The following is a 12202-nucleotide window of genomic DNA, read 5'->3' on the forward strand; positions in this document are numbered from 1 at the left end:
AGATTTTATCAACCCTGACTTTTTTGATAAAATCCCAGTTTGGTGGCAGCGCAGCACCGTTTACTCCTACCAAATTGGGACTTTACAGCAATTTTCAATGGCGTAAAATACACAGTTTTTTGAGAGAGCCGCGCCCTGCGCGGCTCTCTCAAAACCATACTCTCTTCAGGCGCAAAGCGCTTCTTTTTCCCGTCCCTTACGTCTACTTGAGTTGCTCAGTAGGGAAAGCACTGGGATTGACTTGAATTGTTACGTTTTCACCGGCACGATCTACTTCAATGGCTAGATTTTCGCCGATCTGGGTTGATTCTACTTTATCTTGCACTTCGGATGCTGTTAGCACCGGATCTCCGCCCACTTTGAGAATCACATCTCCGGGTTTCAGACCAGCCTGAGCCGCAGGGCTACCGCTGATGACTTGAATAATTAAAATGCCCTTATCTTGGGTCACTTCAAATTCAGCTTGACTGTCCTCGTTAATCTGCTTTTTGAGAGAAGGAGTTAGCTCAATCATTTGGATACCCAAATAGGGATGCTGAACCTGACCTGAGCTAAATAATTGTTCGGCAACCCGTCGAGCTGTTTCTATCGGAATGGCAAACCCTAAGCCTTGCGCATCGGCACGAATCGCCGTGTTGATGCCAATGACTTCACCTTGATCGTTGAGCAGGGGACCTCCGGAGTTGCCCGGATTAATCGCCGCATCAGTTTGAATAAAGCGAACTCGACGATCGGGAATGCCAACTTGAGAACTCGATCGCCCAGTTGCACTGATAATTCCAGCCGTCACGGTATTGTCTAGCCCAAGCGGATTACCAATGGCGATCGCCCATTGACCGGGAATCAGATTTTCAGAATTTCCCAGAGTGACGATAGGTAGATCATTCGCCTCAATTTTAATTGCTGCAATGTCTGTGACCGGATCAATCCCCACCACTTCACCATCAAACTCTCGACCATCCTTGAGCGTCACGGTGACGACATCTGCCCCTTCTACCACATGGGCATTGGTCAAGATATGCCCATCTTTGGTCAAAATAAACCCCGACCCTGTTCCCTGTTCGACCCGCTGTTCCTGGTCAGGAGGTGTATTTTCATCAAAAAACCGATCGAATGGTCGTTGAAACACATCGGGCACCCGTCGGGTAATTGTTCGAGCTGCATCAATGCGAACCACCGCAGGGCCCACTTTTTCAACCGCTTCTGCAATAAAATTAGGATTGGTTGAGCGATCGCTACTGTTAAGCACGGGTAATCTCGGAACCTGGGCTTGTGCTTCCGATAAACCCAGCGGTGCTTGCGCTTCACCCTGTTGAGACAACCGATGATCGGCGTTGAGATAATAGCCACTTGCCCAGCCAGCGATGCCACCGATGGCTAAAAAACTTGTATAAATAACTAGCTGCTTGACGGATAAACCCATCATTTTTGTACTCATGATTGTGTAACAGCAGGATAAGAGCAACTATAAGAAGTCAGCATGGCTCAGGAATAGGTACGAAAACTTGCTAGTAAACCTCAAGCAGGGGTGAATCCACAACTCAAGAACTAAGGAGATTGCTGAAAAAGATGTTATCCCCTGTAAGGGCGAAGCATTCGTTAGATAGGCTTTGGTAAATGCTTTTATCAAAGAGATTTACAAGCATGTTTATTTTAGCCAGCTCAATTCTAATTAAGACACATTTATAAAGTGGCGTGTAGCAGACAGGATGAATGGCGTCTATTTTTTACATAAGATGCAACACAGATGAGACAGTCATCGTTATCTTAGAAATGACAGGCATTGCTAATTGGGGTTATGAAATTTTGATATGCGTGCCGCGCGCGGCGCGGCACGCATATCAAAATTTCATAGCTAGATTCAGTGCCAAAATGGCTTACTGGTTTTGTAGCTAAATTGTTGGACTGCATGGGTAGGTATGAATCGAGTGCCTTATTTTTCCTTTCTATTTGCATTGACAGGGTTAATCATTGCAATGCCGGGTGAAGCTCGATCGATCGTGTCGTCAGCAGACCAATCCTCCCCTGCGGCGATCGCTCCATCGTCGGTTAAACAAGACCCGCAAACTGGTTTAGCTTGCCCCGACGCTGCCCTATCACGCCTGACGCGACATCGGATCGAATCCGGAGAAACGCTAGTGAGTATTGCTCAGCGTTATAACTTGATCCCGGCAACCTTGATGGGGATGAATCCATCTCTACGAACGGGAGAAGCTCGTACCGGCACAGAAATTCTTATCCCGCCCTATAACGGCATCCAGGTTGAGGCACCACGCGGCAGTACGTGGCGAGATTTAGCCGCCGCTTATGGGGTAAGAGCTGATGTTTTATTTGAGATCAATGGCTGTCAGGATGTTCCTCGAACCGTGTTTATTCCGGGGGTAAACTGGTCTCCTAACCCCGCCGCCGCAACCGTAGCAACCGAAGACAACGCCGCTAGTGGCTATCCATTACCCGAAACTGCTGCGGTACTCACGGGATATGGTTGGCAACTCGATAATGCGACCGGCACCGTCGTCTTTCATAGTGGGGTTGACCTCTCCGCAGAACGAGGCACACCCGTTTTGGCAGCCGGAGATGGGTTGGTTGCGTTCGTCGGGCAACAGGGAGCGTACGGTAATCTAGTGGTGATTAACCATGCCGATGGGTTGCAAACGCGCTATGCCCAGTTAGACGCCATGAATGTTGAGATGGGGCAACAAATCCGTCGGGGCGATCGCATTGGCAGTGTTGGGTCTACAGGGTTAGCGACTGTGCCCCATTTACATTTTGAAGTACGGTCTAATTCCGATCTGGGCTGGGTTGCCCAAAACCCCGGCAACTATGTTCGCAATATGCGGTTTGGCAGTAATTGAGCTGCGCCACTAGGGTTGAAGGTCACACGTAAATGACTGTGTCATTCTTTTTGAGAGAGCGATGGCTGCGCCATCGCTCTCTCAAAAAATTAGGTTGCATCCTCAACAGAGTTTCATGGAGCCAAAGTTGGTGCTGAGAGCGATGTTGAGATTCTCCAATGCCTCGACTAGCCAACTCACACTATCGGTCACACAGGCTTCATAGTGCGTAAACAAAATTGCAAAGCGTCGTTCCAGATGATGCTTGACCCTGCGGCAAATCAAGACAATTTTAAGTAACAATCCAATGGTCTGGGTTGTGCCCAGATTTGCAGTCAAATCATTAAAAATAAAGTGGCTTGGCTGCTGAGGACTCTCGACAACCAGATAGTTCAGCAGTTTGCAGCAGGTCGTAATCAACAAAACATTACTCATTTTTTGTGAGTCGTTTTGAGACAATAGAGTTTGTAAATATCGATATAGACCCTGGTTGAACTGGCGTTGCCCATATTTTAAATCCACCGCAGAAATGAGATAAACATAGAGGTCTTCCTTAAACGCTCCATAGCTGCGAGTGTCTCGACTGTAAGCGGTGAAATGCTTTGCCTGATCTCTCAGGGTGTTGAAACCATCGACGCGCCCTGTAAATAACTCAACGGCTTGGTCAATTTGGCGATCGCTCAGTAGGGTTGGATTTTTGATGATCTGGGGAAACCCTTCAGGAGAACCAGCCGTGCCGCTATCGGAGACAATAGCCGTACCTCGCAATTTCCGATAGGTCAGGTAATGGGAAAGCTCTACTTCAAACTTGTTTTGTGCTTGACCCCGCAGAGATCTGACCCGGCGGCGCAATTCATCCGGGCTATCTTCCGTCAACAGCGTGTGTTCGTAGAGGCAAGGGTAACGGTGAATCAGATTTCTTAGCGGAATCTCGACCTCACCCTCTTGCTCTTCAGCCAGAACAACCTGAGCTAAATGATGAAGTGCCAGATATTGTTCTGTACCCACAAACCGCTGCATCAGTTCTCGTAATCGTTGTGTAGTTCGAGAACGAGTCACCGTCGTCGGGCTTAGGTCAAGCAACGCTACCAATTCTGGAACGTAATTGCGCCAATGTGGCTGCATTAGCCAACGGTTGATCAAAATATAACAACTGCGGTTGAGAATGAACTTGAATTCGCGCTCAATCCACTTCTCGTTGACAATTATTTCCAGTGCCCGCCGTGCCTCCACGTCGGAACAAGCTGTTCCTTCAATAAACAATTGATGGAAGGCATCGAGCACGGCGGGCGGCGAAGCCATTTCTGCCCATTCAAATAGGCAATCGTATAACGTTTGCTCTGCAAGGCTAGACGGACGATTGTAGTATTGAGACCAAGAATCCATCATGAAGATAGCACCGAAATCATGAAACAGTGGGTGATGCAACACTGATGCCAACTGTGAGCTAAGATTTCTTCGGGCTAGTTAAAGCAGATAAACTCTGCAAGCTGGGGCTATAAGTTGGGGGCAAGTGTTGAAACTAGAAAAATTTTATAGCTAACCCATTCTTTCTATAGCCGATTCGGGACACTTTGCCAAGTGACCATCGTCAGAGAAAAATCACCATCTGGGTGAAATTCTATTAAACGCTGCTGATCGGAATTGTGATATTGAGTTTGGGTGTCATGCTTCGCACGACACCTAAACTCAATATCATAGCCAGATTAAGCAATGTTACTTTTTAGAATCTGTCTGAAACATGACTTTTTCTAATCAACCTTTGGATAGATGAAAAAAAGGGGGGCGCGGCAATGCCGCGCCCCCCTTTTTGCACCCTATTCCATCAGACTATCTTTGATAGCGTAAGCAACTTGCTCTTGTTGTTCTACAGAAAGTTCGGGGAACATGGGCAACGACAAGACCTCAAACGCAGTTTGTTCTGCCCTTGGCAGGTGCCCGATGGGGTAACCCAGTGACGCATAAACGGGCTGCAAATGCAATGGAATGGGGTAATAGATCGTAGAACTCACACCCCGATCTTGTAGAGCTTGGCGAATGCGATCGCGTTTTTCTCCCCCTTTAGCGAGCTGCAAATCAGGTGTATCTGCATCTGTAGCCATAATACGGATGGTGTATTGATTCCAAACACTCTGCCCACCCGAAATGCCCTGGGGCAAAACAATCCCTGGAATAGCCGACAGCAGGTGATGATAGTGGTCAGCAACTTTCTGGCGTTGCTGGTTCCAGGTATCGAGATAGCGCAGCTTGACTTGCAAAATCGCTGCCTGTACTGCATCTAAACGGCTATTGACCCCAATGGCTTCGTGCAAATATTGCTGTTGTTGCCCATGATTTCTTAAGACTCGAATGGTCTGGGCGATCGCTGCATCATTGGTCGTAATCGCTCCGCCATCACCACAGGCACCTAAATTTTTGCTGGGATAAAAACTGAAACAGCCAATATGTCCGATATTACCCACTTTGGTGTCTGCCCAGGTGGCTCCCGTTGCCTGGGCGCAGTCTTCAATTACCCATAACTGATGGGCTTGGGCGATCGCCATCAGCCGCGTCATATCCACAGGCTGCCCAAACAAATGCACTGGCATAATTGCTTTGGTGCGAGGCGTAATAGCCGTGCCAATTTTGTTCACGTCTAAATTAAACGTCTGCGGATCAATATCCACAAAAACGGGAGTTGCCCCGACAGCACTAATCACCTCTGCTGTCGCAATAAAGGTAAAGGGCGTTGTGATCACCTCATCTCCAACTCCAATCTTGAGCGCTCTCAATGCCAGGTAGAGCGCATCAGTACCAGAGTTGCAGGCAACACACTCAGTCGTACCAATATAAGATGCAAATTGCCGTTCAAACGTCTCAACAACAGGACCGTTAATATAACGACCCGATGATAATACCTCTGCGGCAACGGCACTAATTTCATCACCAATCAGCTGATATTGCTGGGTTAGATCAAGAGGAGGAATAAAGTTCACTCGCTTACACCACACCTTGCTGTCTATTTTGCTGTTCTGTATTATCTTGCCTTATCGGTTTTCTAGCCGAAACCGCAACTGAAAAAGATCTGATAGATTACATCCGGAATAAGACTGAGACGGGTTGGTTTATAGATTAGACTTTGTCGAAATTGTCGCGCTGGTTTTGGCTATAACTGTGAGTTCACATTTGTTCCAAAATTCAGCCACACCTTGAAATTTATAAATTTGGTTTTTGGTGCGGCGCTTTGCGCCGCACCAAAATTTGGATGTTTTGGTTCAGATCATCTGAAGCGCCCCCATCTTCACCTGAACCGCAAACATAACAGATAGAGGTGCAGCAGACGTTGTATTGATGAAGGATGCAACCCCCCTATTCCCTTCATCATCTGTCTCTTTAACAATCCATCCAATTTGTATGGCTTTACGTAATCCAGCTAGGACATTAGGGGGGTGAGGGCGGTGCCCCCACGCAGGGGTTTCACCCCTGCACCCCGTCCTGACCCGAGTGCGTACCGCTATAACAATCTTGCGGATGCAAAATCAATCCAATTTGTAACAATCCTGCGTATCTTCCCTTAAATCAAGGGAATGTTTTAGAAGAATCCTAAAGGTCGAACTATCATCCTATGTCTGCCACATTGTTAGGGAATCGCTATCAAGTTCTGCAAACGTTGGGAGCTGGGGGCTTCGGCACTACCTATCTAGCAGAAGACATTCAAATGCCCTCCCGGCGTAAATGCGTCATTAAACAACTCAAACCCATCAACAATAATCCCCAAATCTATCAACTGGTTCAAGAGCGGTTTCAACGAGAAGCTGCCATCTTGGAAGATTTGGGCAATATGAATGGGCAGATTCCTAACCTTTATGCCTATTTTTCTGAAGGGGATCAGTTCTATCTCATTCAAGAATGGGTTGAAGGTGCAACACTGCGGGGCAAAGTCGAAACCGAAGGATGCCAGACAGAGGCGATCGTCCGCCAGATTTTGATCGATATTTTGCCGGTGCTGAGCTATGTGCATGGTAAGCATATTGTTCACCGCGATATTAAACCCGACAACATCATCCTGAGAAAACGAGATGGTAAGCCCGTTTTAATTGACTTTGGCGCAGTGCGAGAAACCATGGGCACCGTGATGAACTCGCAGGGGCAAACGGGCAGCTCGATTGTCATTGGTACACCTGGATTCATGCCCTCTGAGCAGGCAGCCGGACGTCCACTCTACTCCAGTGACTTATATAGCCTGGGGTTGACGATGATTTATCTGCTTACTGGGCGGTATCCCCATGAGCTAGAGTCTGATCCTGCAACTGGAGATATTATCTGGCGTCCGTTTGCGCCAACCCTTTCACCAGCGTTTGCTGAGGTGCTCAATAAGGCGATTCAATATCATCCACGCGATCGCTTTCCTGCTGCCCAAGATATGTTGACCGCGTTACAAAATCTTAAGGTCAGTGCCCCGACGGAAACAATTGCTCCAGGGGTTGATCCCACGATTGTTTCTCCGGCATGGCATACGGATGCATCAGCTATACCCCCAACTCAGGCACAAGCAAACGTTCCGCCGACCGTAGTCAATCCACCCCGCGCCGTAGATCAGGGGGGACAGTTTGTGGCGGGAGAATATAATGCCCAAGCAGGTAGTCTGGCGGCATCTAACAACGCCTTATCTCCCTCTAGTAGAAGTGATGTTCCTGCCGAGATCCTGGGATGGAACTGGGGCGCATTCTGGCTACCGGGATTGTGGTGCATTAACAACCAGGTTTGGATTGGATTACTCAATTGGATTCCCTATGTCGGCTTTGTCATGGCATTCGTTCTGGGTGCAAAAGGCAACGAATGGGCATGGAAAAGCCGCCAATGGCGCGATATAGAAACCTTTAAACGAAATCAAAAACATTGGGCGATCGGAGGGTTTGTGACGTGGGGAAGTTTGGTAGCACTCATTGTCAGCGTTGCAATTTTTATACCCACCGAAGAAAACCCAGAAGTGAGCGCAACCTCTAACGCAACGGGCACCTCACCGGAATCTCCTACCGTGCCCAATCCCCTTTCTGGGGTTGCATCTTCCGGGTCTGACTCAGGTACCCAACCCACCCAAGCGCCAACCGCATCTCCTATCGCCCCCAATCCTCTTTCTGGGGTTGCATCTTCCGGGTCTGCTCCAGGTACCGAGACGTCAAGCAATGTCTATCCCGATGCAGAAGTCAAGAGTTACATGACCAGCTGCATTGACTCAGCGCTTGATAACGGAGCAACTCAGAGTCAAGCTCAAAGCTACTGTGGCTGCACGATTGACAAAATTCAGCAGCAATATACTTACCAAGAATTCGTTCAGTTAGTTCAGGAGTTGTCCCAAGCTGAACAACTCCCGCCTGAATTTAGGGCAATTGTCGATTCTTGTCAGGCAGGTTAAACTCAAGCGTTTCGGTAACTCATCCTTATAAGTCTGTTATTTGTAAGATCCGAATTATTATGGGTGTTGTGTGAGAGCCGCGCTCTGCGCGGCTCTCACACAACACCCATAATCATCGCGCTAGCGATGATGTTTTACCCCATGCTCCACGCGCAGACTCCGGAAACATCAAGCGTTTCGGTAACTCATCCTTTAAGTCTGCCATTTGTGTAAAAATGAAGTAAAAGTAAAGAAGTTCTAATCTTTTGGGCTGATTACAGGTCTGATAGTACAAGCTAACGCTTTTGAAATGTAGGAATGGGAATTACAGCGCTTTGCGATTGAGTAAGCCATCGTTAGTTTTGTGAAAGCTGCGCGGAGCACGGCGCTCACGAAACTAACCCGGTTGTAAACGATTGAAAATCGCTGTCAATAACTATTGATGATGTGTTGCAAAGGCGAACGGTCGTTCGCCCCTGCAAACGATTCAATCGTCGATCTCATTTAATCCATGATCCTTAACAAAAGCCAGCGGTTGCGTCCCTCGTCATTCTGACCAACCGGACTTAAGACGTGCACAACCCACGAGTTCTAGAACAGGCTCTATCACATCATAAATATTCGCTGCGGATAGACTTAGTTTGTTGGCGCTACTTAAAAAAATCGGGGAAATTATAGGACGCTGGTGGTCTGAGTTCACACTTCAGACTCGCCTAATGGCTGCTGCAACCCTGGTTGTTTCGCTCATTATGAGTGGTCTCACCTTTTGGGCAGTCAATTCCATTCAGCAAGATGCTCGCCTCAATGACACCCGCTTTGGTCGAGATTTGGGGTTGCTGTTGGCTGCCAATGTTGCACCTCTGGTGGCAGAAAGCGATCGCACAGAACTTGCCCGCTTTTCCCATCGGTTTTATAGCAGCACGTCTAGCGTTCGCTATATGCTGTATGCCGACGAAGACGGCAATATTTTCTTTGGCATTCCTTTCTCGGACTCCGAAGTCCAAAACTCCCTGACAATTCGCCGACGAATGCAACTTCCAGATAACTACATGCAAAATCTGGAAGAGCCAATGGTACGGCAGCATATTACCCCTGATGGCGAAGTCACCGATGTATTTGTTCCGCTGCTGCACGATGGCAAATATTTGGGTGTATTGGCGATCGGCACCAATCCCAATCCCACCGTTGTCACCTCTTCTCACCTGACTCGCGATGTCACGATCGCCGTATTTGTTTCGATCTGGGTCATGGTGATTTTAGGAGCGGTGTTTAATGCCCTGACAATTACTCAGCCGATCAAAGAGCTACTGCTGGGTGTTAAAAACATTGCCACAGGCAACTTTAAGCAACGCATCGATTTGCCTCTGGGCGGAGAACTGGGGGAATTAATCCTCAGCTTCAACGACATGGCAGAGCGGCTGGAACGCTATGAAGAACAAAATATTGAAGAATTAACCGCCGAGAAAGCCAAATTAGAAACGTTGGTGTCTACGATCGCCGATGGTGCCGTGCTGCTGGATAGCAATATGCGCATCATTCTGGTAAACCCCACTGCCCAACGGTTATTTGGCTGGGAAAATCAGGACGTGTTGGGTAAGGATGTCGCGGATTATCTGCCGGAACCCGTTAAAGCAGAACTTACCTGTCCGCTCTATCAAATTGCCGCCGGTGAACCGTCACCCGAAGCGCTGCGCGAGCGGGAAGGAGCGGAGTTTTGCATCACCATTCCTGAGCCGACGCGCCGAACGGTACGGTTACTATTGACCACGGTGCTGGATCAGCATCGAGAAAATGTCAAAGGCATTGCCATTACGGTGCAAGATATTACGCGCGAAGTGGAACTGAATGAGGCGAAAAGCCATTTCATCAGTAATGTTTCTCATGAGTTGCGAACTCCCCTGTTTAATATCAAATCCTTTATTGAGACATTGCACGAGTATGGCGATGATTTAACCGAAGAAGAACGGCTCGAATTCCTGGAAACAGCTAACCGGGAAACCGATCGCCTGACTCGATTGGTTAATGATGTGCTGGATCTATCTCGGCTGGAGTCAAACAAACGCTATCTATTTGATGCGGTTTATATCCCTCAAGCGGTTGAACAAACGATTCGGACATATCAACTCAATGCGAGAGATAAGGGGATTGAGTTAATTCAAGATGTTGATCCAGACCTGCCCCCTGTCCTGGGCAACTATGATCTGTTGTTGCAGGTATTTTCCAATTTAGTTGGCAATGCCCTCAAATTTACCCAATCGGGCGGACGCGTTGGCATTCGAGCGTATCTCGTCGATCCCGACCCGAGAAGTCATATCCCGTCGTCGTTAGTGCGCATTGAAGTATCGGATACGGGAATTGGAATTGATCCAGAAGATCAGGAAGCAATTTTCGATCGCTTTTTCCGGGTAGAAAATCGAGTTCACACCCTCGAAGGCACAGGCTTGGGGTTATCTATCGTGCGAAATATTATTGAGAAGCACCACAGTGCCGTTCAATTGATTAGCGAAGTTGGCATTGGCACAACGTTCTGGTTTGATCTAAGCATCTTTCAAGACCATGCCTTGCCCGTTCAATCGATCCAATTAACGGACGACCCACCCGAAACGGCTCCCGTCACGGAACTGGTGCTAAGTCCTGGCATAGATCCTTAGGATTGGGGATTGATAAAATCCAATTCTTCTTGAGCGTGCGATGGCTTTGCCATCGCACGCTCAAACGTAACGATCGCTTCATTAATCGATGCGGCTTAACACATCATCCTCAACCGGCAGTTCAGTTGGGTTGCAGAAGACCCAGTGGGGCAGGGTTGATGTTTTCAACTTCTGTTTGTGTCAGATGAGCGATCGCCTGATCAATCAACTCAATTCCTTGCGCTGCACTTTCAATTACCGCCAACTGTCCGCGCAGATCAGCAGCTCCAGCGAAGCCTTTGACATACCAGGTCATATGCTTGCGCGCCTGACGAATACCGCGATCGCCTTTGTAATTCCATAGCATCAGTAAATGTTCCTGCGCACATTGGAGCAACTCAATCACCGTGGCAGGTCTACGAACCTCTCCGGTCTTGAAAAAATGGTCAATCTCACCGACCAAAAATGGGTAGCCCAACGTACCTCTCGAACACATCACCCCATCAGCACCCGTCATTTCCAGACACCGCACTGCCGACTCGACCGAAAAAATATCTCCATTGGCAATCACAGGAATCGATAACACCTGTTTGACTCGACCAATCCACTCCCAGCGAGCCTCACCCGTATAGCCTTGTGCCCGTGTGCGCCCGTGTAGCGTCAACATTTGTGCCCCAGCATCTTGCATTTTCTGGGCAAATTCAATTGCATTAATGTCGTCATCATCCCAACCAATGCGGGTTTTGACCGTTACGGGCACATGGACGGCATTAACCACCGTTTGCACAATGGCGATCGCCATTTCCGGTTGGCGCAGCAGCGACGAGCCACCCCCCTTTTTCGTAATTTTGTTGACCGGACACCCCATATTGATGTCTATCGTATCGGCTCCCTCTGCAACGGCTTTTTGAGCCGCTTCTGCCAAAAAATCAGGACGACAGTCAAATAGCTGAATGCTAATCGGACGCTCGTTGGGGTCAATCTCCATAATTTTGGGCAGTTGCTTAACATGGTGCAACTCGGTCGCACTGACCATTTCGGTATACATCATTGAGTCTGGCGCATAACGCCGTACTAACTGGCGGAACACCAGATCGGTGACACCAGATAATGGTGATTGCAGCACACGACTGTTGACCGCAACCGACCCAATCTTCAGCGGTGTAGCCAGCCTATCCCGAAGTTGAGGAGACAAAGAGAGCATGGAACGTTGATGAGGTTTATAGCAGTACGTATTGGGGTAAGGACGGGGTGCAGGGGTGAAACCCCTGCGTGGGGGCGGTGCCCCATCCCCCTGATGTCCTAATACCAATCTTTTATGAAGTTGCGCCAAACTAGAACCCCCTGTAGTCCCCCTTGGCAAG

General features: G+C 48.4%; 7 protein-coding genes. 3 read left to right on the forward strand and 4 right to left on the reverse strand.

Features of this window, described 5'->3' with window-relative positions:
- Positions 1–202: 202 nt before the first annotated feature.
- Positions 203–1423: an HhoA/HhoB/HtrA family serine endopeptidase gene (locus tag ACR6Z4_RS17630; protein WP_479718622.1), complete on the reverse strand. Its 1221-nt coding sequence runs from the start codon at positions 1421–1423 to the stop codon at positions 203–205.
- A gap of 496 nt (positions 1424–1919) precedes the next feature.
- Here ACR6Z4_RS17630 and ACR6Z4_RS17635 point away from each other — a divergent pair, with 496 nt between their 5' ends.
- On the forward strand, positions 1920–2855 hold the full coding sequence (locus ACR6Z4_RS17635; RefSeq protein ID WP_479718615.1) for a peptidoglycan DD-metalloendopeptidase family protein: 936 nt from the start codon (positions 1920–1922) through the stop codon (positions 2853–2855).
- 102 nt (positions 2856–2957) lie between these two features.
- Here the strand turns inward: ACR6Z4_RS17635 and ACR6Z4_RS17640 are convergent, their stop codons facing one another.
- Positions 2958–4223, reverse strand: a complete 1266-nt coding sequence (locus tag ACR6Z4_RS17640; RefSeq protein WP_479718616.1) for a hypothetical protein — start codon at positions 4221–4223, stop codon at positions 2958–2960.
- A 428-nt stretch (positions 4224–4651) separates the two neighbouring features.
- Positions 4652–5809 carry a DegT/DnrJ/EryC1/StrS family aminotransferase gene (locus ACR6Z4_RS17645; RefSeq protein ID WP_479718617.1) on the reverse strand — a complete coding sequence of 386 codons (1158 nt, stop codon included), beginning with the start codon at positions 5807–5809 and terminating at the stop codon, positions 4652–4654.
- Between the two features lie 629 nt (positions 5810–6438).
- On the opposite strand from ACR6Z4_RS17645, the gene ACR6Z4_RS17650 reads away from it, so the two are divergent.
- Both ACR6Z4_RS17650 and nblS read left to right on the forward strand, forming a co-directional pair.
- The gene (locus tag ACR6Z4_RS17650) at positions 6439–8229 is read left to right on the forward strand and encodes a protein kinase domain-containing protein (RefSeq protein WP_479718618.1); all 1791 of its coding nucleotides are present in this window, start codon (positions 6439–6441) and stop codon (positions 8227–8229) included.
- Positions 8230–8849: 620 nt separating this feature from the next.
- Positions 8850–10859 carry a two-component system sensor histidine kinase NblS gene (nblS, locus tag ACR6Z4_RS17655; protein WP_479718619.1) on the forward strand — a complete coding sequence of 670 codons (2010 nt, stop codon included), beginning with the start codon at positions 8850–8852 and terminating at the stop codon, positions 10857–10859.
- 121 nt (positions 10860–10980) lie between these two features.
- Here nblS and dusB read toward each other — a convergent pair whose 3' ends face one another.
- The gene (gene dusB / locus ACR6Z4_RS17660; RefSeq protein WP_479718623.1) at positions 10981–12042 is read right to left on the reverse strand and encodes a tRNA dihydrouridine synthase DusB; all 1062 of its coding nucleotides are present in this window, start codon (positions 12040–12042) and stop codon (positions 10981–10983) included.
- Positions 12043–12202: the final 160 nt, after the last annotated feature.

It is taken from the genome of Calyptranema fuscum S582 (genome assembly GCF_055793305.1).

Coding starts and splice junctions, on each gene's coding strand:
- ACR6Z4_RS17630 (WP_479718622.1), bottom strand. CDS start 1,423: ATGGGTTTATCCGTCAAGCAGCTAGTTATTTATACAAGTTTTTTAGCC.
- ACR6Z4_RS17635 (WP_479718615.1), top strand. CDS start 1,920: ATGAATCGAGTGCCTTATTTTTCCTTTCTATTTGCATTGACAGGGTTA.
- ACR6Z4_RS17640 (WP_479718616.1), bottom strand. CDS start 4,223: ATGATGGATTCTTGGTCTCAATACTACAATCGTCCGTCTAGCCTTGCA.
- ACR6Z4_RS17650 (WP_479718618.1), top strand. CDS start 6,439: ATGTCTGCCACATTGTTAGGGAATCGCTATCAAGTTCTGCAAACGTTG.
- dusB (WP_479718623.1), bottom strand. CDS start 12,042: ATGCTCTCTTTGTCTCCTCAACTTCGGGATAGGCTGGCTACACCGCTG.